At 52.0% G+C, this 24,929-nt stretch carries 21 protein-coding genes; 6 read left to right on the top strand and 15 right to left on the bottom strand.

Annotation, left to right across the window (positions count from 1 at the left end; genetic code table 11):
• Positions 1-404: 404 nt before the first annotated feature.
• Both ACX93W_RS07730 and ACX93W_RS07735 read right to left on the bottom strand, forming a co-directional pair.
• Positions 405-1,433 carry an EamA family transporter gene (locus tag ACX93W_RS07730; RefSeq protein ID WP_459392031.1) on the bottom strand — a complete coding sequence of 343 codons (1,029 nt, stop codon included), beginning with the start codon at positions 1,431-1,433 and terminating at the stop codon, positions 405-407.
• 253 nt (positions 1,434-1,686) lie between these two features.
• Positions 1,687-2,751 (bottom strand): peptidoglycan-binding domain-containing protein, encoded by a 1,065-nt coding sequence (locus ACX93W_RS07735; RefSeq protein ID WP_459391714.1) that lies wholly within the window; start codon positions 2,749-2,751, stop codon positions 1,687-1,689.
• 204 nt (positions 2,752-2,955) lie between these two features.
• Here ACX93W_RS07735 and ACX93W_RS07740 point away from each other — a divergent pair, with 204 nt between their 5' ends.
• Both ACX93W_RS07740 and ACX93W_RS07745 read left to right on the top strand, forming a co-directional pair.
• On the top strand, positions 2,956-3,642 hold the full coding sequence (locus ACX93W_RS07740) for a response regulator transcription factor (protein WP_459391715.1): 687 nt from the start codon (positions 2,956-2,958) through the stop codon (positions 3,640-3,642).
• A complete protein-coding gene (locus ACX93W_RS07745; protein ID WP_459391716.1) occupies positions 3,639-5,162 on the top strand; it encodes a sensor histidine kinase in 1,524 nt (507 codons plus the stop codon). Before ACX93W_RS07740 ends, ACX93W_RS07745 begins: the two co-directional genes overlap by 4 nt.
• A gap of 116 nt (positions 5,163-5,278) precedes the next feature.
• Here the strand turns inward: ACX93W_RS07745 and ACX93W_RS07750 are convergent, their stop codons facing one another.
• Entirely contained in the window at positions 5,279-6,520 is a 1,242-nt protein-coding gene (locus ACX93W_RS07750) for a purple acid phosphatase family protein (protein WP_459391717.1), read from the bottom strand.
• Between the two features lie 195 nt (positions 6,521-6,715).
• On the opposite strand from ACX93W_RS07750, the gene ACX93W_RS07755 reads away from it, so the two are divergent.
• The 3 genes from ACX93W_RS07755 to ACX93W_RS07765 all read left to right on the top strand — a co-directional run bounded on the left by ACX93W_RS07755 (position 6,716) and on the right by ACX93W_RS07765 (position 10,165).
• Positions 6,716-7,429, top strand: a complete 714-nt coding sequence (locus tag ACX93W_RS07755) for a polyphosphate polymerase domain-containing protein (protein WP_459391718.1) — start codon at positions 6,716-6,718, stop codon at positions 7,427-7,429.
• A 1-nt stretch (position 7,430) separates the two neighbouring features.
• Complete coding sequence (locus ACX93W_RS07760; protein ID WP_459391719.1) at positions 7,431-8,153, top strand: DUF4956 domain-containing protein; 723 nt, start codon at positions 7,431-7,433, stop codon at positions 8,151-8,153.
• 95 nt (positions 8,154-8,248) lie between these two features.
• Entirely contained in the window at positions 8,249-10,165 is a 1,917-nt protein-coding gene (locus tag ACX93W_RS07765; protein WP_459391720.1) for a CotH kinase family protein, read from the top strand.
• A gap of 1,054 nt (positions 10,166-11,219) precedes the next feature.
• Here ACX93W_RS07765 and ACX93W_RS07770 read toward each other — a convergent pair.
• Complete coding sequence (locus ACX93W_RS07770) at positions 11,220-12,485, bottom strand: MFS transporter (RefSeq protein WP_459391721.1); 1,266 nt, start codon at positions 12,483-12,485, stop codon at positions 11,220-11,222.
• A gap of 255 nt (positions 12,486-12,740) precedes the next feature.
• Here ACX93W_RS07770 and ACX93W_RS07775 point away from each other — a divergent pair, with 255 nt between their 5' ends.
• A complete protein-coding gene (locus ACX93W_RS07775) occupies positions 12,741-13,370 on the top strand; it encodes a 3'-5' exonuclease (RefSeq protein ID WP_459391722.1) in 630 nt (209 codons plus the stop codon).
• 433 nt (positions 13,371-13,803) lie between these two features.
• Here the strand turns inward: ACX93W_RS07775 and melA are convergent, their stop codons facing one another.
• From melA to ACX93W_RS07830, 11 genes are all read right to left on the bottom strand, one after another.
• Positions 13,804-15,315 (bottom strand): alpha-galactosidase, encoded by a 1,512-nt coding sequence (melA, locus tag ACX93W_RS07780; RefSeq protein WP_459391723.1) that lies wholly within the window; start codon positions 15,313-15,315, stop codon positions 13,804-13,806.
• Between the two features lie 123 nt (positions 15,316-15,438).
• Complete coding sequence (locus ACX93W_RS07785; RefSeq protein WP_459391724.1) at positions 15,439-16,461, bottom strand: AraC family transcriptional regulator; 1,023 nt, start codon at positions 16,459-16,461, stop codon at positions 15,439-15,441.
• A 168-nt stretch (positions 16,462-16,629) separates the two neighbouring features.
• Complete coding sequence (locus tag ACX93W_RS07790; RefSeq protein WP_459391725.1) at positions 16,630-17,355, bottom strand: nucleoside phosphorylase; 726 nt, start codon at positions 17,353-17,355, stop codon at positions 16,630-16,632.
• Positions 17,356-18,027 carry a sulfite oxidase-like oxidoreductase gene (locus ACX93W_RS07795; RefSeq protein ID WP_459391726.1) on the bottom strand — a complete coding sequence of 224 codons (672 nt, stop codon included), beginning with the start codon at positions 18,025-18,027 and terminating at the stop codon, positions 17,356-17,358.
• A 72-nt stretch (positions 18,028-18,099) separates the two neighbouring features.
• Positions 18,100-19,023, bottom strand: coding sequence for an ABC transporter permease (locus ACX93W_RS07800; protein ID WP_459391727.1), 924 nt, complete (start codon positions 19,021-19,023; stop codon positions 18,100-18,102).
• The gene (locus ACX93W_RS07805; RefSeq protein WP_459391728.1) at positions 19,007-20,074 is read right to left on the bottom strand and encodes an ABC transporter permease; all 1,068 of its coding nucleotides are present in this window, start codon (positions 20,072-20,074) and stop codon (positions 19,007-19,009) included. The genes ACX93W_RS07800 and ACX93W_RS07805 overlap by 17 nt, the downstream gene beginning before the upstream one ends.
• Complete coding sequence (locus ACX93W_RS07810) at positions 20,067-21,566, bottom strand: ABC transporter ATP-binding protein (protein WP_459391729.1); 1,500 nt, start codon at positions 21,564-21,566, stop codon at positions 20,067-20,069. The genes ACX93W_RS07805 and ACX93W_RS07810 overlap by 8 nt, the downstream gene beginning before the upstream one ends.
• Positions 21,567-21,638: 72 nt before the next feature.
• Entirely contained in the window at positions 21,639-22,700 is a 1,062-nt protein-coding gene (locus ACX93W_RS07815) for a BMP family lipoprotein (RefSeq protein WP_459391730.1), read from the bottom strand.
• A gap of 186 nt (positions 22,701-22,886) precedes the next feature.
• The gene (locus ACX93W_RS07820) at positions 22,887-23,336 is read right to left on the bottom strand and encodes a MarR family winged helix-turn-helix transcriptional regulator (protein WP_459391731.1); all 450 of its coding nucleotides are present in this window, start codon (positions 23,334-23,336) and stop codon (positions 22,887-22,889) included.
• Between the two features lie 162 nt (positions 23,337-23,498).
• Entirely contained in the window at positions 23,499-23,810 is a 312-nt protein-coding gene (gene ureA, locus ACX93W_RS07825) for an urease subunit gamma (RefSeq protein ID WP_459391732.1), read from the bottom strand.
• 116 nt (positions 23,811-23,926) lie between these two features.
• The gene (locus ACX93W_RS07830) at positions 23,927-24,880 is read right to left on the bottom strand and encodes a D-alanyl-D-alanine carboxypeptidase family protein (protein ID WP_459391733.1); all 954 of its coding nucleotides are present in this window, start codon (positions 24,878-24,880) and stop codon (positions 23,927-23,929) included.
• Positions 24,881-24,929: the final 49 nt, after the last annotated feature.

Below are 24,929 nucleotides of genomic sequence, written 5' to 3' on the forward strand. Positions count from 1 at the left end.
GCAATGCTTATTCGGATTAAGTCTGTTAACAATATTAATAACATGCCATTCATAATATGGCGCACTGTAGCTTACGACGCGACCGTTGTATTGAATCCGGCCATACTCGTTGTCCTGTAAGCTAATTGCTTTCTCGTGCAGCAAATTGTTTCGGCGGTCGTACCTTAGTGGCCTGCCGCAACTCATGTCGTAGCGAAACGAACTGCCTAACGTTTTATCCGTTTTCGCTATCTCCACGCATCCGATTACCCAAAGGTCAGCCGCTGGCTCCATTAAAGTGAAACTGCTGGATTGTGTGAAGCCCTCCATGCTTTGATAAACCCTCACAGTATGGCAGAGATGGCCATCATTTATGTTGGTCTTCAATACCGTATCCGGAATTTCAAAAGCGCGACTAAACCGGCTCAGGCTCCAAAAAGTCTCATCAGTACAATCCCCAGGAACGCCAAGGAAATGCCTGCTATTTCAATGTGTGTGAATTTTTCTTTGATGACAAAGCGGGTATAAAGCAGAACGATAAGCACGTTCAACGCCGTTACTGCGGATACAAGACCCGCCTTCCCAATCGAAAAGGCCGTAACGATAAACATCATGCCTACCGCGTTAGTAATCCCGATTGCGAGTCCAGTCGCAAACGTTCGCTTGCCGCTCCAGCCCGTAGCGGCATTAGGACTCACCGCACCGCCAGAGTCTTGGGCATGATCGCCGCCCGTAATTCCGGCTCCCCCAGAGTCTTGGGCATGATCGCGGTCTGCAATTACGGCTCCTGCGGAGGCGGCTTCTCCTTGCATCTGCTTATGGAGCAGCAGCACTCGCCGCTCTTTCTCCCTGTCGCGCAGCCACCAGATGCCGAAGCAAAGCGCCCCGGTCACAAACATGCAGAACATAGTCGCAAACAAATCTGCTTCCTCCAGCGTCGACCATTTGCCGGATAGATCATTCCCCGCAAACAGCAGCATAGCAAGCAAACCCCACTGGGCTCCCTGCAAATTTTTGAGCGAGAGATCGTTGGACAACCGCACTAGCAGCGCGCCGCCTACGATGATCATAAACGCCACTATCTGCATCAAATGAAGCCGCTCATCCCACAAGCCGAACGCTACAAGCACAACGACAACAGACGGCAGCGCAGTCAAAATAGCTACAATCGAAGCTTTTCCCACCGCAAAACCTTTAAACATGCTGGCATTGGCGCCAAACGAAAACAACCCCATTTGTATGCCTATTAAAGCAGCAATTGTCCAATTGGACGAAAATACAACCGCACATATACCATGAATAATTGCCCCTGTACAAAACGTGCCGCATAATAATAAATTCCGATTAATCGGTTTTTTGCTTGTCCAATGGTACAGAATGCCGCGCAAGCCAAAACTGATCGCCGCGAGCACCGATAACGTCAGCCACATGCCGCTTACCCCTTTTGTTTTCATATCTGTCAAAAAAGAAACAGGACATCCTTCACCTCCTGCAAAGCGGCACGAAGCCGCAATATCCAAGAGGATGTGTCCTGTGTCAAATGGTAGCATAGAGTCATGTCCAGCACCAGCTATAAAAATATGATATCGCAAAAATCAATCTGATCCATGACCGCAGCAAAAGAACCCTCGCCTATCGAAGCAGGCATGAGGGTTCTTTGCTTTATTCCTTTATTGAATTGCGCCGATTTTCTGTTTGCCTTACACTTTATTGGCCTTTGTTTTTATTGGCTCCGTTTGGCGGGATTGTGCTCCCCTTGTTGGGGTTGCTCAATTTGCCGCTGTCCCCGGCGCCGGTTCCTGGCGCGGGCTTCACGGGAGCCGGATTAACCGGAGCCGGTTTTTGCGGCGCAGGTTGTACTGGAGCCGGCTGCACCGGGGCCGGTTTTTGCGGTGAAGGCTGCATTGGAGCTGGCTTCACCGGGGCCGGACTAGTTTCTGTCGGGCTTATGCTTTTGCCCGGAACCGGTGATTTTTCAGGCGCCGGCTGCTGCTTTACGCCGCCCGTGCCGCCCTCTGCTCCGCCGCCAGTGCCGCCGCCTGCTCCGCCACCAGTACCGCCGCCTGCTCCGCCGCCCGTGCCGCCTCCTGCTCCGCCGCCCGTGCCGCCGCCTGCTCCGCCGCCCGTGCCGCCGCCTGCTCCGCCGCCAGTGCCGCCTCCTGCTCCGCCGCCAGCGCCGCCTCCTGCTCCGCCACCAGTACCGCCGCCTGCTCCGCTGCCAGTTCCTCCGCCAGTGCCGCCGCCTGCTCCGCCACCAGTTCCTCCGCCAGTGCCGCCGCCTGCTCCGCCACCAGTTCCTCCGCCAGTGCCGCCGCCAGTACCGCCGCCTGCTCCGCCACCAGCTCCGCCGCCTGCTCCGCCGCCAGCGCCATTGCTACTGCCGCCTGTGCCGGCTTTGCCTTTGCTTTGAGCGTTCGTGCTGCCGCCTGCCTTCAATGAGGAATAGGCGTAGCCGATGGATTGCAGCGTTTGTCCATCAACGGCTCCCGTCACGGCAAGGCCGTGAGTTTTTTGATAATATTTGACTCCTTTGACCGTTTGAGGTCCGTAATACCCGTCGATTGGGCCGCTGTAGCTGCCCAGCGATTTCAACATGCCCTGAATGACATAAACGTCAGGGCCTTTTGCATGTTTGCCAATCCCGTGAGACGTATGGTGCAGGCTAAAGGTCAATGCCAGTCCCGCTAAGGCTACGCTTCCGTATTTAACCGCTTTTTTCGCTAAGGAGATCGCCGTTTTGCCTTTACCGGCAGCCTCATGTTGTTTCTCCATGTCAGACACTGTCCTTTCAGAACGTATATTTGTTTTATTTTCAGGCTTTAATATCCCCATTTTTCCATAATCATTACGCCTGTAACGGAAAAAGATTGTCCAAACTGAAAGTTTACTTAATAATGATCTGAAAAGGCCCATTTTGCTCTCTTTTCGGCGATGATAAGAAGGAATGGAAGTTTGGACTTGGGAGGAGAAGGTTTTATGAATGGACTTAACGGAATACGTCTGCTGCTCGTCGATGACGAACCCAATATATTGCAGTTTTTGGAGCTGGGATTGATTAATGAAGGCGCGGAGGTCGCTGTGGCTTCGGATGGCGTTGAAGCGTTAAAGGTAGCGGGAAGATTTATGCCGCATGTTGTTGTTCTGGATGTCATGATGCCTCAAATGGACGGCTTTGAAGTGTGCAGCATGCTCAAAGTGGACGGCAATCAGGTTGCCGTTATTATGCTGACCGCGCGAGATGAGGTTGAGGATCGGGTAAAGGGGCTTACGCTGGGCGCGGATGATTATTTGGCGAAGCCGTTCAGCTTTGGCGAGCTGCTGGCGCGCATCCACGCAAGGCTCCGCAACCAATTTCCCAACCTGCTGGGAGAGGTCGTATACGGCCCATTTCGGATCGACGATGCCCGCAAGGAGCTATTTTTCCGCGACGAGCTTCTGGAGCTGTCCCCTACCGAGTTTGAGCTGCTCAAATTTATCGTGATGAACAACGGCGTTGTTCTGAGCAAAGCTTATATCCTGCAAAAGGTTTGGGGATATGATTTTGGCGGTGAGCAAAATATTGTGGAAGTTTACATTCGTTCGCTTAGAGAAAAGCTGGGCGACCGAGAACACCGGCTCATTCGCACCCTTCGCGGCTCCGGTTACCGGATGGACTTGCCATGACCGAGCGGAAAGGCATAACCCCAAGCAGCCCGCAAGGAAATCAGCGCGTTTTTTTCCGCTGGCTGAGGCGCGGCACGCTGCGAAGGCAGCTGCTCGTCCGGTCGCTGCTGCTGATGAGCATCCTGTTCCTGCTGGTTGGCGTTTTTCAGTATCTTTTTATGAAAAACTTTCTTTACCGCAATAAGGCAGAGGCGCTTCAAGCCCAAATCTCCGCACTGCCGCCGGTTTGGCTGCAAGAGCCCGGCAGAGCGAGCTACCATGACAAAAAGCCGGAAGAAATGGAGACGCTGCCTGTTCTGCTGCCGCCCGGCGTTTTGATTCATTATATTGGCGAGGACGGAGTACCGCAGCCGCTTCGTGGAACAAGCGAAAGCGCGGCCGTTACTTTAACGCCCGAAGAATACAACGTAATTCTCAGCCGGCTGGAAGCAAGAGAAAAACAGCCTCATTACATCATCAAAAACGGGGAAGGAAGGGGCAATCTAGTTGTATTTCGGCTTGCCGGAAGACCGGGAGGCAGCGATAAAACGCTGATCCAGGCTAGCGCAGACCTGGCTCCGCTGACCCAGCAGCTGATGACGCAGCTCGGCATTTATGGCATGCTGGCGGTTTTGGCGCTTGGAGCCGGACTACTGCTAAACCTCCCTCTACTGCGCAGAACGTTAACGCCTTTATCCAACGTGGTGAGCGCGGCGGAAGTGACCGATGCGGGCAATTTGAGCAAAAGAGTGCCGGAGAGCCAAGGTCAGGAAGAAATCGACAGGCTGTCAGTGGCATTTAACGGCATGCTGGCCCGGCTGGACCAAGCCTTTGCCGCCGAGAAGGACATGACCGAGCAGATGCGCCGTTTTATCGCGGATGCGTCGCATGAGCTCCGTACGCCCTTAACCTCTATCGTAGGTTTTATCGAGGTGCTTCAGCGCGGCGCCGCCGCTAATCCCGTTCAACTAAACAAAGCGCTGGATAGCATGAATCAGGAAGCCGCACGGCTTCATCAGCTAGTGGAGGATTTGCTTCAGCTCGCCAAGCTGGATCAGACTCCTGAGATTGACCGGTCAAGGATATCATTGAATGAGCTGCTTTGGGGGATGGAGCAGCAGCTTGCTATTTTGGCCAGAAATCGGGAGCTGAAGCTGGAGCTTCAGGATAATGTTGCGGTAACCGGCGATAGCGGCAAGCTAAAGCAGGTCGTTCTCAATCTTGTGCAAAACGCCGTCCAGCATACCGACAGCGGCAACGGCTCCATTACCGTATCGCTGGGGACCAAGGACGGGCTCGCTATCCTTAAAATAGCAGACAACGGCGCAGGCATTGAAGAGGCTCATTTGCCCCATCTGTTTCAGCGCTTCTATCGCGGAGAGGCCTCCCGTTCCCGCCGCAAAGGCGGCGCCGGCCTGGGACTTGCCATTTCCAAAACGATTATCGATGCCCATCAAGGAGAAATCACCGTTTGGAGCAAGCCGGGGCAAGGCACCTCCTTCCGAATTGCTTTGCCGCTCTATACGGAATCTGATGGTTAGACCAGAATCCCCCAATCAACGCAGCCCTGCCGCATCAGCGCGGCAGGGCTTATTGTTACATGTTGCACCGCTAAAAATGATGCTGCAAGGCGGAGCATGAGCCCCCTTTTCGTACCCTACTTAACGATCTCAAAAGAATCCAGCAATTGCCCGTCGACATCATACGCCGCATACCGAAGTGAATCAGCCTTCACCGTAATGTCGGCATAAACGGGTTTTCCGTTTTGCATGTGCACCTTGTGATAAAATTGATCCTTCTTTTTGTCGTTCAGCTTTTGCCCCGCCGCATTGCTCACGACATAGACGGTACCGGCTCCAGCCGGTACCGGTTCGTCGCCGCTTGCAACGATTTCCCCATGCCGGAGAGGATACGAGCGTGAATACTCGTGGTTATGCCCCTGCAGGACAAGATCGACCTTGTATTCGTCAAACAGCTCCACCCAGTCGCCAATATCCTCATTTACGTTGCCGCCGTAAGGCCCGCGATGCAGCGACACAACTGTCCAGCCCGCTTCGCCGGATGACAGGACCTCCCTCAGCCATTCGGTCTGTTTCTTCACCCGCGACTCCGTGTTCAGCATAATAAAACGGACATTGCCGTATTGGAAATAATAGGAGCTTCCCCGGGCGGAATTACTTTCGCCGTTATCCGGCAATTGAAAATAGGAGCGGTACATTTCGCTATCTCCGTCCACCTCGTCATGATTACCCGTGGTTGGCATAAGCGGTATTTGCTGCACCCATGGGGAGGCTTCTTTAAAGAAGTAATCCCAAGCCTTACCGTCTGAAGGGTCCTCCGTCAAATCGCCGCCATGAATCACAAAAGCCGACTCCGGAAACATGGAAAAAGCCGCCTTGGCCGTGTCGCCCCAAATTGAAAAATCGGCTTCCGTCTCCCCCTGCGAATCACTGACATGAATAAACGTAAATTCATCCAGCCCTTCTGCCTCCGTTTCAAAAGCCGCGGGCTCGCTCCAATTTCCCGGGTTACCGTTTCCCGCTCTATAGATATAGGCCGTCCCCGGCTCCAGACCGGTCACAATCACCTTGTTGCTGCGCTCCAATATGCCGTTTCCGTCCGTAACAGGAATGGATGTGCCCGAAAAAGTCGCCACCTCCGTGCCACTCCAATCCGGCTCCTCTGTTCCCTTCGCGATTTGAAGAATAGCCGCCTCTTCGCCCTTTCCATTGCTTCTCCATGCAAAACCGCGCATTGTCCCGGGATCTCCGGCAAACGTTGTAACCAGCGATTTGGGTTTGTTTTTTTCAAGGCTGCCCCAATATTCGGCTCCCAGCACCGCGCCAAGCAGCAGCAGACAGCAAAGCGACAGCTGCAAGCCTCCTTTTCCCCATCTCATATTGGCTCCACTCCTTTCTCTCTTAATAAAATCTTAACACAAGACCCTCTTGACATTCATTCAGCGATCTTTCAGCCGGCCTTAAGTTAAGAATAAGTAAATTCCAATACAATAAACACCAGGCGAGCGCAACCGGCAAGCTCTGCCTTGGAACGGGATTGCGCTTAGACAGAGAAGCAGAAATGGGGTGTACACATGAATCCGGCGTTAACCTATCGGAACGAATTGAAGTTTTTTATTAACCGCCATCAATACTGGATAATGCGCCAGAGGCTGCAAGGGCTGCTAAAGCATGACGCCCATACGGGAACCAGCGGGGAATATCATATCCGAAGCCTCTATTTTGATGATATCAACAACAAGGCGCTCCACGAAAAGCTGGGCGGCATCCGCGACAGAGAGAAATACCGCATCCGCATTTACAACAAAAGCGACAAGGTCATCCATTTTGAGAAAAAAATCAAATTTCGAGACTGTATCGCCAAAGTGAAAGAGCCCCTCACCAGAGAGATGTACGAGGAACTGATGGCGGAACGGTACGAGTTTCTAAAGGACAGCGGCAAACCTCTGCTGGAGGAATTGCATGACAAAATAAAATTTTCGCTGCTGCGGCCCAAAGTCATCGTTGATTATGTCAGGGAGCCGTTTGTAGGCCAATACGGCAATGTCCGCATTACCTTTGACAAGGATTTGAGGACCGGCTTGCATGCCACGGATATTTTCGACAAAGAGCTTGAGCCGGTCCGTGCCATCGACAATAATCACATCATTCTGGAGATCAAATACGATGCCTACATCCCGGCTGCCATTCAGACTGCGCTGCAGCTCGAGGGTCTTAACCGGCAGTCCGCATCCAAATACGTCATCTGCCGAAAATTTCTAAAAACCAATTCATGGGAGGATTATTAAAATGAATCAGGCAACTCAGGCGGCGGCTGCAACCGACGCAACCGGCACCACCAATTTTTCCGATATTGTACGGAAATCCGTACTTGAAAATTTCAGCTCCGATATCTCGCTGACAAAAATACTTTTAACTCTTGGCATCGCTTTTATAATCGGCCTCTTTATATTTTTACTGTATCGCCGGATTTTCAGCGGCGTCCTTTATTCCAAAAGCTTTAATGTATCCCTGATCGGCATGACCATGATTACCGCCACAGTGATCATCGCCATCAACTCCAATCTTGTATTGTCGCTCGGCATGGTAGGCGCATTGTCCATCGTCCGTTTCCGCACGCCGATTAAAGACCCGACCGACCTGATCTTCCTGTTCTGGGCAGCGGTTGCGGGCATCGTTACAGGAGCCGGATTCTACAATCTCGCCATAGTTGGCTCCATCGTCATTGGCCTGGTGTTGTTTTTCTTTGTCAAAGGCGGTTCCGTGGAAACGCCATTCCTGCTGGTCGTCAATTGCAGCAATGATGCTGCCGAAGAAGCGGTCGGCAAGGAAATCGCTAAATCCGCCAAAAAGTACAACGTCAAGCAAAAAAACGTTTCCCCCGGCAACATCGAAATTACGTACGAGGTACGGCTGCGCGACGGTTCGGGACGTTTTGTCAACAGTCTTTCGGAGCTTGGCGGCGTAAGCAGCGCCGTTCTGATCAGCTATAACGGAGATTATGTTTCTTAATCGGTTCCGTTATCCGGAATCATTCCTCGCTCCCTCTTTCCTTTAGCAGAAGGGGTGACTTTTTACTATGGCATTCAAAGGAGGCATGCACTTTCATGAAGGCAGGCAAGCTGGGCAAAAAGCTTCTATGGCCCTGCTCCATCGCACTGCTGGCATTTCTCGCGGGCTGCGCCATCTACGGCAGTCTGGCCGATAGCGGCAGTAAAGGAGGAGAAGCCGGGACTTCCGTCACGGGATTCGGGCAGAGCCTGGACGAGCTCTATTTTCCCAAGGACAAAGTGATTGACGTCAAGGTGACGATAGATCCAGACAAATTTCAAAGCATGCTGAATAATCCGCTTGCAGAGGAATTGATGGAAGCTAGCGTGGATTACAACGGCGAAGTTTTCGACAATGTAGCCATTCGGACAAAAGGCAATTTAAGCCTGACCAGCGTTGCCCGAAATAATGATTCCGATCGCTACAGCTTTAAAATATCCTTTGATGAATATGTCAATCAGACGTTAGGCGGCATTTCAAAGGTAAATCTGAACAATGGATATAGCGACGCCTCTTATATGCGGGAATTTCTTGCTTATGAGCTTGCGGAAACGTTAGGTCTGCCAACGCCAAAATATTCCTTTGTCCAGTTGTATGTCAACGACGAGCTAAAAGGCTTGTATCTGGCAATCGAGCAAATCGGCGATGCTTATCTGGAGCGCCATTTTGGCACCAGCGCCGGCGCTCTATACAAAGCTAACGGCGGAAACGGCAGCGAGCTTACCTGGCTGGAGACGATTGAGAGCTATACCGGGCTTGACGCCAAGCAGGGCAAAGCCGATGACGACAGCTTGCTTCACATGCTCGACGTGCTGAACAACGGCTCCGATTATGAATCCGTACTTAACGTAGACCATGCGCTTGGCTATTTTGCTTTAAATGTGGCCGGCGGGAATTTTGACAGCTATCATTCCGACAAAAAGCATAACTATTATCTTTTTGGAAACAGCGGAATCTACTCTATATTGCCTTGGGACTTCAACATGGCCTTCGGCGGTTTTGGAAGCGGGGAAGTTCTTATCGATGAACCCACAACGGGAGCTTTAGCGGATAGGCCGCTAATCGCCAAGCTGCTGGCGGTAGACGCCTACAAGGAACGGTATCACGAGATGTTGAAGGAAACGATACAGGGTTATTTGTCGGAGGAAGCTTTTGCAGCAAGAGTTGGGGATATTCAGGACTTGATCAGCGACAAGGTACAAGCCGATCCTACGGCATTTGTCACCTTTGAGCAGTTCCAGCAAGGCGTGCAGCAGCTCATTTCCTATAATGCCAGCAACACCGCCAAAATAGCAGACCAGCTCGACGGAACATCTCCATCCGCCGGCGACGGCTCAGGCATGGGCGGCGGTATGGGCGGCGGCATGGGACGTCCCCGCGGCAACGCTGACGGTGGCGGATTTCAGGGCGGCATGGGCGGCTTTCCCAACATGGACGCCAACGCTGAAGGCGGCGCATTCCAAGGCGGCATGCCCAACATGGACGCCAACGCTGAAGGGGGCGGGTTCCAAGGCGGCATGCCCAACATGGACGCCAACGCTGAAGGGGGCGGGTTCCAAGGCGGCATGCCCAACATGGACGCCAATGGCTACGGTGGCGGGTTCCAGGGCGGCATGCCCAACATGGACGCCAACGCTGAAGGCGGCGGAGGATTCCAAGGCGGCATGCCCAACATGGACGCCAACGCTAACGGCGGCGCATTCCAAGGCGGCATGCCCAACATGGACGCCAACGCTAACGGTGGTGGATTCCAGGGCGGCATGGGACGACCTGACCGGGGAAATTTTGACCAAGGCGGCGGGTTCCAAGGTGGCATGGGAGGTATGGGCGGCTTTCCCGGTAACGGAAATTTAAACGGCAGCGCAGCTGCCGGCCAAAACGATCCTATCCAGGAGGCCACATATGCAGGCATCGCCCTCATTCTCCTGCTGCTATCTTGCCTAGTGGTTGTTTGGTACCGAAGAAATAAATAACACAACGCAGCCTTTGTCCAATCAGTGATTAGTCTCTTGGCAATGATCATTCGTTGGCTAATGATCCAGTCACTTGGAAAGATTAGTCACTTGTTGAGCAAAGGCTGCTTTATTCTCTACTTCTCCACCTAGTTTCGTTCGTTTCCCCTCGTTAGCTTGCTCTCTTACGGTCATTTCTGACCGTTAGAAGCGTTTTTTAGACAAATTTCATTTCTAATGGTCAAATGTGACCATTAGAGCTTATTTTCACATCAAATATGCTGTTTTTGATTGCTAACGGACGGATTTGACCGTTAGAATTTACCAATATCGCTTTTTATCGTTCTAATGGTCACAAATGACCATTAGACCGCAGCGGTTCACAACAAACCAAATAAACACCTCAACACATCAATACCCCAAAACCTAAAACTGCTGACGAAGCCAAAATCCACTACAGAAACAAAATCCGCTCAGACCCAAACCAACTACAGTAACAAGCCCACTGCTGACACAAACCCGCCACAGTAACGAACCCGCTGCTCACACAAACCCGCTACAGTAACGAACCCGCTGCAGATACAAACCCGCTACAGTAACAAGCCCACTGCTGACACAAACCCGCCACAGTAACGAACCCGCTGCTCACACAAACCCGCTACAGTAACAAGCCTACTGCTCACACAAACCCGCTACAGTAACAAGCCTGCTGCTCACACAAACCCGCTACAGTAACAAACCCGCTGCAAAAACCAAAAACCCGCCTTGCAGGCGAGAAGCACCTTGCAGGGCGGGCAACAAAAGAAAAAATGTCTACATCCCTAGCGGAAAAGCCATGCGGAGATTCGAAGAAAACTTCTTGTTGCATAGATTCTTGATGATTTCTTCTAATGCATCGCTTCTTGATGTCTAGCTTTTTGATAAAGAACTTCACAATGCATACCTTCTTGATGTCTAGCTTTTTGATAAAGAACTTCACAATGCATACCTTCTTGATGTCTAGCTTTTTGATAAAGAACTTCACAATGCATACCTTCTTGATGGACTACAAATGGTACACGGTGATCTCCCTCCGCTATTCGCAACGTTCCGCTTCAGACGCAGGTTTTTCCCGAATAAGCAGCACCAGCAAATATTGCATCGCTGCCATGCCAAACAGTATGACCGGCATCCAAAGAGATTGAAGATCCGCAACAAACAGCACCAGCAATGAAATGGACAAAACGCGTCCAATATTGAGGAAAAGCTCCCGCATCACAACGGATTCGATCCGCAGCTGCCCTTTTAGCGGCAGCGTCCCCATAAGCCGGTAGTAATAAGACGTCAACGTATTGATGGCAAGCGGGTTGCAAATCGAGAACAGAATCATGAAGGTGACCACCGACCACAGTTCCACCCCAAGCAGAAGAAGGCCTGCACCAATAACTACGCCTGTTGTGGATGCAAAAACATAGATCCGTACATTTTCCTTCTGAGCTTTTCGGGAAATGACGTAACCCGTCGCAACGGTAAGCGAGGAAAAGAAAACGCCAAGATAACCGACCCAATCCTCTCGCCCGACAGCTTGAAACAACATAATATTGGGCAAAAACAGCATAATCCCCTGGAACAGCCCCATGACCAAAAAGCCGTACAGCGCTTTAAGCCAGCGGCGGTTTCGCTGCATGACAAGCCCCATCATTTTCAGATAATACGTCTTGTGATGGGAATGTACCGTCGGAATGCGGAAGCTGATCACCGCGGCGATAACAAACATTATAAAAGCCAAGGTAAAAATAAAGATATACCCCTGCAGCCCGTCATTACGCTGAATGATAAAACCGGCAAGCGCCGGACCCGCAAGTCCCGCCGTGTTGAACATAACCATATTCATGGCTAAAAACCGGATACGGTTGGCGTCGGTGGACACATCGTATTGCAGCACCAGATAACCGGTCCAGTAGAAACCGCCGGCTATGCCGTTGAACAACGCAAACCAGATGTAATATTCCGGCACATGCTCCTGGGCAATAATGACCATCAGGTAAAATATAGCAATCATGACGATACCGATGCGATAGGTCAACATCCTGTCGCGTTTTTTGGCAATTAGCCCGCCCAAGGCAAATGCAGCAGGCGTAATAGCAAAAGAAATGATATTGTATACGGCGTTAATCGTTAAGTCCTGCGTCAGCCGCCATAAATACAAATTGAGAAACAATCCGGACATCGATGCTCCGAATTGAAAGCAGCTATGTATAATGAGAGCGGTTACGGCATCACGCCCCAGACGCTGGTCCGGCGGCAGCGGCGAAGCTTTTACATAATTCCAAGCATTGAGCAGCCTTCGCGGCAAATTCATGGTTGACATCCCCCTGTCGCTTCCGGCTTTTAAAAGGTTGTTCAAAAAGCCCACTTTTTCTTTTGAAAACGTGCTTCTCAGACGGCATTCAGTGACAGTCTACCATACCGGCTATCTATAATCGATATCGTTTCCAGTAGAAAGGGCCCAAAAGACATATCGCGATGACATCGCTTAGGAAGGGAATTCGGACTTTTTGCAGAATAAGTAAAGGATGAGAAAAACAAAACCAACTGCAAAGACGGTGACTTTCAGATGAGCTTTATTTCGGGCAATTCCTTTACGGTGTTTGATTTTGAAACCAGCGGGCTTGATCCTGCCAAAGACCGGGTCATTGAAATGGCGGCGGTCCGAGTCGTTAACGGCGTTGTCGCCAGCGAATTCAGCACGCTTGTCAAATATGACGGCAAGCTTTCGCCCAAAATAACGGAAATTACGGGAATAACGGATGAAATGACCTCTACAGGCATGGATGAGGATACGGCTTTCCGAATCTTGAACCGGATGCTTGGCGATCATATATTAATTGCGCATAACGCATTGTTTGACCTGGGCTTTCTCCATCATTCCCTGCTGCGAATCGCGGGGCGTTCCTTCAGCAACGATTATATCGACACGCTGACGATCAGCAGACTGAATCATGTATACCCTCATACCCTTGGGGATATGTGCGAGAAATACGGAATTTCTCTTGTTGGAGGCCACCGTGCATTAAACGACGTAACGGCCACATGGGAACTGCTGCGCGAAATGGACAAGGAATTACCCATAGGCGACAGCTTGAATACTTTAGGATATTTGAAAAAATACGGCCCGCCAAAATGGAGCCCGCCTACGGCCAAATTGCTGCCGATCGAGCTGAAATACGCACCGCGCCAAGCCTAAATTGCGTCGTGCCTTTCTGCTTTGTTTCTGCTTTGTTTCTGCTATGCTTCTGCTTTGTTTCTGTTATGCTTCTGCTTTGTTTCTGTTATGCTTCTGCTTTGTTTCTGTTATGCTTCTGCTTTGTTTCTGCTTTGTTTCTGCTATGCTTCGGCTTTGTTTCTGTTATGCTTCTGCCTTGTTTCTGTTTCGTGCCGCAACGAGGTTCGCCTGGGTTTAAGCTTTGGAACACATGAAAAACCTAACCATTACGGTTGTTCACCCAAGCTCTCCAGCGAGTTTAAGTGGAAATACCAGCTGCTTAAACCAAACGCTCCAGCGAGTTCAACCACAAACTCTAGCTCCTGCAGCTAATCCAGCCAGTTTACCAACAGCTCTAGCTAAATCACCCATGCTCAGTCCGTACTAACGGGCCAAGCATGGGTGACGGCGAGGGTTATTCGTTTGTTGCTTTGGCTCTGTCCTTGCCTTTATCGGATTCGCCTGCGTTGCGATTGGCGGCATCCCGGTCCTGCTGCATTTCTTCTACCGATTTCACTTTAAGACGCGCAGCTCCCTTATAATCCCTGGTCGGAAGCAGCGGACCGGTCTCAAGACGCTGCTTGGCAGCAGCGATGGCTTCTCCGTATTGCGGCAGCCACTGGCTTCCTGCAACCAGCATTTCATCGACCATCTGCCAAATTTCCTTTGGATTGCAGACAGCGCCTACAAGCGGGTCCATCATAAACGCTTGCCGCAGCAGCTTGTCGTCGCCGTGCACGGCCGCTTCAACAGCCAGGCGTTGAACCGAAATGCTGACATTGCAGACAGCCGCCGGTCCTAGCGGCAGATCGCCTACCGTTGGCATCGAAATGCCGTTTCGGTCAACGTAACCCGGCGCTTCGATTACCGCGTCATGCGGCAAATTGGCGATGATGCCGTTGTTGATAACGTTGAAATGGCCACGGTACACTCGGCCCGTTTCAAGCGCTTCGATAATATAGGAGCCATGCTCATGGCTTCTCAGCTCGCTCCTGTACTCCAGCGGCGCATCTTTCATCCAGTTCGGGAAATCCGTCTCGAACCAGCTCCGGCCTTCCGTGCATACACGCAGGTAACCGCCGGTTTCTCCATTGATCCAGTTGCCGAGATCGATCCAGTCGCCGATTTCCTCCGGCCTTTTTCTATACCATGGCACATATTCGCTCAAATGCCCGTTGGATTCCGTGCTGTAATAGCCAAAACGGCGCAGCATGTCAATGCGTACCTTCTCGGTCCGGCTGAAGTCCTCGTGACGCTCGAACGCTTCCAGCAGATCGCCGGTCAAATCCTTGCCCTGATGGGAAATGGAAATATACCAGGTTTGATGGTTGATGCCCGCGCAGATAATATCTACTTCCTCCTGCTTCAGTCCAAACGCCTCGGCAATCTGCCAATGCCCGCCTTGTACGCCATGGCAAAGCCCCACAGTGCGCACGCCGCCGTATTTGTTGCATGCCCAGGTCAACATCGCCATCGGATTGGCGTAGTTGAGCAAAAGCACATCGGAAGCGGCGTTTTCCCGGATGTCACGGCAAATGTTCAGCATCTCCGCGATACCGCGTTGCCCGTACATGATGCCCCCGGCGCATAACGTATCGCCGACGCACTGATCCACCCCGTATTTCAGCGGGATATCCACATCGCTTGCGAAAGCCTCCAGGCCGCCGACCCGAATCGTACAAATAACGTAGTTGGCATCCTTCAACGCTTCCTTGCGGTTGGTTGTAGCATGGATTTTAATATCAAGGCCATTTTCAGTAATATCCCGTTGGCATAGCTCCGTCACCATCTTCAAATTGGACTCGCTGATATCGGTAAACGAAACCGAAATCTTCTGAAGCTCCGGGACTGACAATAAATCACGTAGAAGCCCTCTCGTAAAGCCGATAGACCCCGCGCCGATAAACGTAATTTTGACATTGGACATAATCGCATCTCCTCCAAGCCGGCCATAAAGCCGAATCATCTATCTATGATCCCATTGTAGCAACACTCCTCCGTAAGCGTTATCAAAATGGTGACCAGTTAAGCGCCGGCTTGTCAGAAATCGTCACTTTTTAAAATCCGGATTACGTTCTTCCTGCTCCCAATAGCTCTGGTGGAACTGCTGGGATTTGCGGTATTCGACGGGCGTAACTCCCGTATGCTTGCGGAATAAGGCATGAAAGTAGGCCCGGCTTCCAATGCCGGCATATTCGGGAATATCGCCTATGGGAATGTCGGTCCGTCGCAGCAGCATCATCGCTTTTTCCATTCGCAAGTCTGTCAGGTAGGACGTAATCGTCGTGCCGGTGGCGGCTCCGAATACCCGATGTAGGTAGCCCGGATGCAGATTAACCGCCGATGCGATGTCCTTGACTCCAATATCGCGGTCGTAGTTTTGCTGCATGTAACGCACTGCCTCCGTCACATAACGGCCTGCAGGATTGTCCCCCTTGGCCAACGTCTCCCTCCGGATATGCGCAATTGTCACCAGCAGCTGGGCAAAAAGGAGCTGAACCTTCACCTTGCGCAGGTCTTCGCCTGCTCCTAGCTCCAGCACCAGACTTTTGAGCACCGGATAAAGCTCGTCGCAATCCGATAAAACAAGGTGAGTGGACATTTCCTCCACAAGCTCCCTGACACCTTCGTCCTCCTCGCATAACATTCTCAGCGAAGGCAGCCCGGTTGCGGCATCCGCCATATCAAATTCGACATTGAGCATCCGGCAAGGACCTTTCTCCTCAACTAGCAGCCGATGCGGCACCGTGGCATCCAAAACGATAAACTGGCCTTTTTTTAGCTCATAACGGGAAAAGGCCCCGGTCCATTGAACCTGGGGCTCCTCCTCTGGAACCAAACGTTTCCGGTCTCTCTTAGCCGCAACGTCCGCCGATAACACTTCGCCTCCATCGCGGCCGGGGTAATCACGAGCTACCTCTATTCGGCATTTGCCGGACAGGACATACATAATTTCGACGGAAGCGTGAGTATGAAAGCTCATCGTATAATCGGCCCATTGTTTAAAATAATAGGCGAATACGCGTGGATGCTTGTCCCCCTCCAGCCACTCCGGTTTGAATATACCGCTCACAGCAAGCGCTCCTCTCCGACGGCTCTAAAGGCCATGCGACGCCGCAGCAACGGCGGACTTTTCAGCTTGATTCCCTTAAGAAGCCAGGCTAAAAATAGCAATGTTCGATCAGCTAAGGCAAAAACAGCTAAAGCAGATAAAGCTTCGCTTATGGCAAGTAGAGCTTAATCAGCGGGAAGCCAGCTTGACCGCAGCTTGCAGCGCAGCGTTGATTTCCCGCTCCACGGCTTCCGCTACTGCATCGGAATGAGGATCGTATTCGGCAGCCAGATCGGCGTCCGCATAACCATCCAGCGCCAAAATCGCGCCGGCGCGCGCCCCTCGCAGAGATGCAACGACATACAACGCGGCAATCTCCATTTCGACAGCCAGCGCCCCAGCCGCTTTGTATGTTTTGTGGGGAATATCAACGACGCCGGAGAAAAAGACGTCCAGTGTTACCGTCAGTCCTTTTTTCACAACGCCTCCGCCCTGCAGCGCGGCTTCATAAAGCGCCTCCGTAACGGCGCTGTCCGCGACGGCTGGAAAACCGTCGGGCACGAGCTGCCGGGTCAAGCCTTCCGCCCGAATCGCAGCCGTGCTCACAATAAGGCTGCCAGCGGGATGCTCCGCCGAATAGGAGCCCGCCGTGCCAACCCGAATCAACGTGCCGACGCCGCCGCGAATCAGCTCCTCAAAACATACCGCAGCTCCCGGCGAACCTACGCCATGGCTGACAACCGCCAGCCGGGCGCCGTCGAATTCCCCAACAAACGTACGATATTCACGGGCAAAGGACAACTCGCGGACATTTTCCAGCTTGCTGGAGATGGCTTCCGCCCGTCTGGGATCGCCGCATACGATAGCCAAACCTGGCAGGTCTTCGCTATTTACTTGCAGAATAGGCAAAAACATTTAATCAAACTCCTTTTTCAGCCATTCATCTTCGGGAATGTCCAGGTTTTCGCCGGAGAAGCGCTGCTCTCTGAATGGGTCCGCGTAATTGTGGAAGCCATTGCGTTCCCAAAATCCGGGCCGGTCTTCCTTCATAAATTCCAAGCCGGTTATCCATTTTGCGCTTTTCCAAAAATACAGATGAGGCACGATCAGCCGCAGCGGTCCGCCATGCTTGTCGGAAAGCGGAGCTCCGTCATAACGATGCGCCAGAATGACATCGTCTCGCAGCAAATCCTCAATCGGCAAATTGGTTTCGTAATCCTGATCGGCATGCACCATCACATAGCGAGCCTCAGGGGATACCCCTAGATGGGACAGCAGCTCCGAAAAGCGTACGCCCTCCCATTCCGTATCCAGCTTGGACCAGCGCGTTACGCAATGAATATCGCAGACCACCTTGGTTTGCGGCAGCGCCAGCAGCTGGTCAAAGGTCCAAGCGCCTTCCTTCTCGACCTCGCCAAATATGTTCAGTGTCCAGTCCGCCATGCTGTATTCGGGCACTTCCCCTTCGTGCAAAATCGGGAACCGGTCCGTTACCGTCTGACCAGGCGGCACTCTGTGGGCGATTTCGGGATTTGCTTCCGTTACTCTGGGATTGACTTTTTTGAGACGTTCAGCCTTGTTGTGCATGGTAGTCATTCCTCCGCGTTTCTAAAAAATAGTGAAAGCACAGGCGCAAAACCGAAAATCCAAAAACTCGGATTACCGCGAGCTTTCATTGGATTTTCTGGCTTCCTGCAGATAACCTTTGTCTTTAAAGAAAAACATGGCGATCAGAGTTACCACATAAGGCACCATCATGGTGAAATGCGTCGGCAGAGCAAAACCTTGCAGCCGGATGCTGAGCGATTCCATAAATCCGAACAGCAGGCTGGCCGCCGCAACGCCTAACGGGTTGGATTGGCCCAGCATGGTGGCGACGAGCGCAATGAAACCTCTGCCGTCCGTCATGCCTTCCGTAAACATCGTTACGTTGCCAAGCGATAGCTGGGCGCCGGCAAGTCCGCATAACAGGCCGCTGAGCAAAACGGCTCCGTATTGAATGCGGGACACCTTGATGCCAAGACTTCTGGCCGCCGTCGGATTTTCACCGGCAGCCAGCAGCCGAAAACCGGAAACCGTTTTGAACAAATAAAACTGCAGCCCAATCACGATGATTACGGAGATGTAGATCAATATCGAATGTCCGGACAAGAAATCGCCAAGCCACGGAATATCCTTGATCAAGGGGATGTCCCATTTGGGCAGACCCTTCATATTTTTGTCGTAATAAGCGCCCTTTACATCAAAAATAGCGCGCAGCGCAAAGGTTGTCAAACCAAGCGCAAGGAAGTTGAGCGCAATGCCCACAACGATAACATTGGCTTTTAGATGAATGCTCATATAGCCGAACAATAGCGAAAACAGGACGGAGCACGCCATCGCGAATATTACGCCTGCCGCTACGCTGCCTGTCCAGTAATTGCCGGCAATGGCAGCAAAAGCGCCGATGAGCATCAGCCCCTCTAACCCGACATTGAACAGACCGACTCTGGCGCATATCGCACCGCCAAGGGCGGCAAGCAGGATTGGCGCAAGCATGCGAAGCGCGGAGGCGAACAACGAAACGTCAAACAGCTGATCCATCTTTCGACCTCGCTTTCTTGCGCTTAACAAATGATAGTGTGAGCTTTGCAGATACGAACAGAATCAAAGCGGCTTGAATAATGCTGGAAACTTCCAGAGGCACGTCGGTATTCCGTTCCATGCCCATTCCCCCGGTCTGCAGCGCCGCAAGCAATAGAGCCGCCAGCGCCGTGCCGATAGGGTTGGAGCCGGCAAGGAGAGTCGCCATAATGCCCGACCATGCATAGCCCGGGGACGTCAACGCCCCGTCCAGGAAACGGTATTGCGTACCCATCACCTCTACTGCTCCCGCCAGACCGGCAAAGCCGCCGCTGGCAAACATGCTTGCGATCATCAATCTGCCGCGCCGCACGCCGCCGTAGCTGGCGAACAGGGGATTCCCGCCCAGCATTGTAATTTCATACCCTTTGACGGTATGCTTCATAAACAGATAGAGCAGCAGCGTACCCGCCACCGCCAGAATAAATCCGGCATGGAGCGTCATCCCTTGAAACAGCTTGGGCAGCCATGCCGCCTTATCCAGCATAACCGTCTGCGCCATGGCGGCGGAGCCGGTTCTGTCTTTGAGCGGATAGGCAACCATATAACCCGTAAACAAGGTTGCGATGTAATTGAGAAGAAGCGTAACGATGAGCAAATTAAGCCGGAAGCGAGCGTCCAGCCAGCCTGCAAACGCCGACCAGACGCCGCCTGCCGTAATGCCTGCAAGCAAACCCGCAATCATTCTGAGCCAGCCCGGCCCAGGCAAATAAATAACGGTTACGGCAGCCGCCAAAGCGCCAAGCACAAGCTGCCCCTCCGAACCCATGTTAAAAAAGCCCGCACGGAAAGCCAAAGCAACGCCTAAGCCGATGAGAATAATCGGGGTGGCCCGCGCCAGCGTGTTGGTCAGGAAGTAAAAGTTGCCGAATGCTCCCTTCCACATTTCCGCGTATGTCTCGCTTACAGAGCCGCCAACAACCAAAATAGCAATGGCTCCGACCGCAAGGCCCGCAATGATGGCAAGCAGCGGCTGCAGCATCGATTTGGCTATATTTTTCAAGCTAGACAACTGCTTTCCCTCCCGCCATCAACAAGCTTATTCTCTCTTCTGTGGCCGCTTCGGCCGTTAGTTCGCCTACAATTTTGCCTTCCAGCATAACCAGAATACGATCCGACAGCTTCAAAACCTCGCTAAGCTCGGAGGAGACCAACAAAATAGCTCCGCCCTCCTGGCGCCTGTGAAGCAGTTCGCCGTGGATCATCTCCATTGCGCCAACATCGACGCCTCTGGTTGGTTCCGCCGCAATCAGAAAAGGCGTTTCCTGAGCCAGCTCCCGAGCTACGATCAGCTTCTGCAGATTGCCTCCGGACAGATGCTGCGCTTTGGTTGCCAGCGAACCCGTTTTGATGCCAAAACGGCTAACCCATTCACCTACCATTGCGCGAATGCCCTTATGCTTCAGAACGCCAAAGCTTTGATGGCGTCCCGTATGGCCCATCAAGCCGTTTTCCGCAACGGTAGCGTCTTTGGATACGCCCCATTGATAGCGGTCTTCCGGAATATGGGCCATTCCCGCAGAACGGATGGCATGAACGGGAGCTCCCGCAACCTCTTTGCCCTGCAGCTTGACGCTTCCGGAATCAGGAGTAGACAGTCCGGAAATCACTTGCAGCAGCTCCGATTGTCCGTTGCCGGAAATGCCGGCGATACCGACAATTTCGCCTTCGCGTACGGAAAAACCGATGTTGTCCAGAAGCGGCTTGACCTTTCCGCCCTTGAGGCCGATCCCGGCCAACTCCAGCACGGGTTTGCCCAATTGGATTCTGGAACGGGATTGCTGAACCAGATTCCGTCCCACCATCATGCGGGACAATTGCTCTTCGTTGCTTTCCGATGACTTCACCGTGCCCGTTACTTCGCCATCGCGCAGCACTGTAATGACATCGGCAACTTCAAGAACCTCGTTCAGTTTATGGCTGATCAGAATAAAGCTTTTGCCTTGGTCCGCCAATTGACGGATCGCCACCAGCAGCTCCTTCACCTCCAGAGGCGTCAAAACGCCGGTAGGCTCGTCTAAAATAATAACCTCCGCGCCCTGATACAGCACCTTCAATATTTCGATGCGCTGCTGAACGCCAAGCGGACAATCGCTGACTTTTTGCCAAGGATCTACCGGCATTCCGTATTGCTCCGAAAGCCTCACCGTTTCCGCGGCTGCCGCTTTTCGGTCGAAGGCTATCCCTTTTTCAGGCTCGCGCCCGATCACGATATTTTCTGCAACGGTAAACGACGAAAAAAGCATAAAATGCTGATGGACCATCCCGATTCCATTTCGGATCGCATCCATCGGACTATTCATGCTTACGGCCTTTCCATTGAGCTTTATAACTCCGCTATCCGGCGTCTCCATCCCATACAGAATCCGCATCAGCGTTGTTTTTCCTGCTCCGTTTTCTCCTACAAGCGCATGAACCTCGCCCTTGCGCAGCTTGAAGCTAACCCCTTTGTTGGCAGCGACTGAGCCATAACTTTTAGTAATTGCATCCATTTCCAACAACACGGTACGGAGCTCCTCTCGAGGGGAATTCAACAAGGAAACCGGCTGCGCAAATGAGCAGCCGGCGTTTTGGTTTTATTGAGCAAGCGGGTTAACCACTTGAATGGTTCCGGATTTGATTTCTTCGGCAATAGCCTTCAGCTTATCCACGTTTTCTTGACCAATGAACGGGCTAAGCTCGGACTTGCTGTCGCGAGTGACGAAGGTCAAGCCAACTCCGTCCTCCTTCAAACCGTAATCCGCGCTGCCGAATTGGAATGTGCCTTCAACAAATGCCTTAACCGTTTCGTAGGCAACGGCATCCGTTCCTTTCAGCTGGGACAATACGATATGCTCAGGATCAAGCTCCGTGCGGTCAACGTCCTGGCCGGAAGCGTACAGGCCGCGCTCCTTCGCTGCTTCGAATACGCCAAGGTCGCCTACAGCCGCCATGCCGGCGATGAAGTCAACGCCTTTGTCGTATTGCAGAAGAGCCATCTCTTTACCTTTTGCGGAATCCGTGAAGCTGCCTACATAATTGATAAGCAGTTCAGCATCGGGATTCGTATGCTTCAAGCCTTGCTCAAAGCCGGATGTGTATTTGCTAAGCAGCGGAACGTCCATAGCTACGACCGCGCCTACCTTGTTCGTTTTTGTGGAAAGTCCCGCAGCTGCACCCAGCAGGTACGCTGCTTCATGTTCGCGGAATACAACGCTGCGAACATTCGGCTGATCAATCACCGTGTCGATGATGGCAAACGACTTGTCCGGATTTTCAGGAGCGATTTTGTTCAGTGCGTCTTCAGCCTGGAAAGTTGCAGTAATGATCAGATCATAGTTTTCTGCAACCGTCGTCCGCAAGTTTTGTTCGAATGCGGCCGGATCAGTGGATTCGATTGTTTTAACCTCGACGCCAAATTCTTCTCCGGCGCGTTTGAAGCCTTCATCCATCAGAGCAAAAAACGGGTTGACGCCGATAGCCTCAGGAAGGACCAGCGCGATGCGTTGTTTAGGCTCTTCCTTGCCGCCGCTTTCGTTTTGGCCGGCTGTGTTGCCTGCGCCGTTTGTGTTGCCCGAGTTGTTCGATTTAGCACCGCATGCCGCGATTACCCCTACCGCCAAAATCAAGGCAAGCAGCAGAACCAGTTGTTTTTTCATGTCGAGTTCCCCTTTTCACGATCGTACTGGATAAATAATTGTTCAATTCCTACTTATCCTAGTATTTTTATTGGAATTTGTCAATCCGTAATAATCGACAAATTCCCCCTTTATTCTACATTTTTTTATGTTTTAATCAACTAAAGTGTGATATTCGTCACGATTCTGTAACAATAGAGCGTTTTCTTATTTAGAGCTCTCCATATTTTGGCTCATGGTCTGGAATAAGTGGATGCCTTTGAGCATATCCTCTGCGCTTAAGCCGTTAAAAAGCTTGATCATAATATTGCGCCGAACTTCCATCATGCTGCCGATTACGGCACGCCCTTGATCCGACAGCGTCAACAATACGGCGCGGCGATCCTCCTGGCTTCTCTCACGCTTAATATAACCAAGCTCGATGAGCCGATCCGCAATACCCGTGACGCCGCCCCCGGTAATGGAAAGAGCTTCCGCCAGCGCGCTGGCCTTCATCGCTCCGTTATCGGACAACAGAATCAGCATCCTGCCATGCGTCATGCCGAGATTGTGCTCGTTGTTTTTATTCCATTCCGAAAGGATATGCTTGCGCACATCGCGGAAAGCCTCGTCCAGTTTCTGCATCAATGCCAGCCGTTCTTCGTTTATTTCCTCCAAGCCGCGACACTCCCCATCCTCTGAGCTTTTCCGATCATTAATTAATCAGTATAGCTCTGACCCTTCCCAGCGTCAACGAACCGATGTTGCTTTTGTCGCAAAAAATCAAAAAGCGCCACCGCGCTATCTGCGCATCTGACGCCTCAATCCGCCATTGCATGATTAATGGATGCGGGGAATGAGATTGGACAGCTTGATCGTAACCGTACCGTCGACATAGGGCACCTCGACTTGAAGCTCAGCCAGCATTTCCGGGATGCCTGGCATTACCTGCTCTCGGCTAAGCAAATTACGACCGCGCTTCTGAAGCTCCTCAACCGATGCCCCGCTTCTGGCGCTTTCCTGCATTTCCATTGTGATCAAAGCCGCGCTTTGGCTGTAATTGAGCATTTCCCCCCGCTTCAAACGCCGTTTGGCCAAATCTGCGGCAATGGCCAGCAGCAGCTGCTCCTTTTCTTTTGCCGTCAATGCCATGCGTTTCACCTCTTCATTCCGTGTTTTTCTTCATTATAGAAGGGGAAATAACGGAAGTAAACAGAATTATGTTAATTTATATAACATGAAAATGAATATTCATGGAACTTGTTGTTTTATACGCTTCTGGAACCTTGCCGTCCAAAGCCAAGCTGATACAGCTTGGCGGTCTCTGCAAATCGAGCCTCTTTGGAATCGGTCCCCATAACAACCGATATGAGACGTTGCTCGCCCTGCTTGACCGTGCCGGTAAAGCAATAACCCGCGTTGGGCGTATAGCCGGTTTTAAGGCCATCGCTGCCCGGATAGGCATAAGGCTGATCGGCCAGCATCCAATTGGTCGCCCCCAATGCGCGCTTGCTGGTGGATACCTTGACGCTGCTGCGGCTGCTTACCTCAAGCACTTCGGGATATCTTCCAATCAGATGGCCTGCCAGCTTGGCTGTATCTCTGGCGCTGAGCATAGTATCGCGCGTACTGGCCGATCCCGGTATGCCTGCAATATCGGTTTTGGACAATCCTGAAGCATTGCCGAAAACTGCGGTGGAGGATAAGCCAATCCGGTCCGCGCGTTCATTCATCTTGGCTACAAAACCATCCTCCGTGCCGCCGATTTTTTCGGCCAGCGCTACTGCCGCGTCATTGGCCGAATAAATCGTCATGGCTTCGAACAATTCTCTCACCAAAACCTTATCGCCTTCCGCCAGCCCCATTCTGGAACCGGGAATGGCTCCCGCATAAGCGCTTGCGTAAACCTCGTCATTCCAGCGAAGCTCCCCGCTGTAGATTTGATCCAACACAACAAGCTCCGTCATCATTTTGGACATGCTGGCTGGCGGAAGCGGTTTGTCGGCATTATGCTGATACAAAACCTCCCCGCTTTCAACATCGATCAAAATGGCGGCAGCCGCCTCCAGTTGAACGCCGGCTTCCGGCGACAATCCTTTAACCGACTGAAATCCGAGGCACACTGCCGCAATCACCGCCAGTATTGCAGTCATCTTTAAAGCATTCCTTCTTTTTTTCTCGCGTCTCTCTAACATTTGCAGCTTGTCAGACATTCCAATCATGCAAAAAAGTCTCCTTCCGCTTCTGTGCTCTATACGTTCTAGTATAGGG

It is taken from the genome of Paenibacillus sp. CAU 1782, assembly GCF_054551715.1.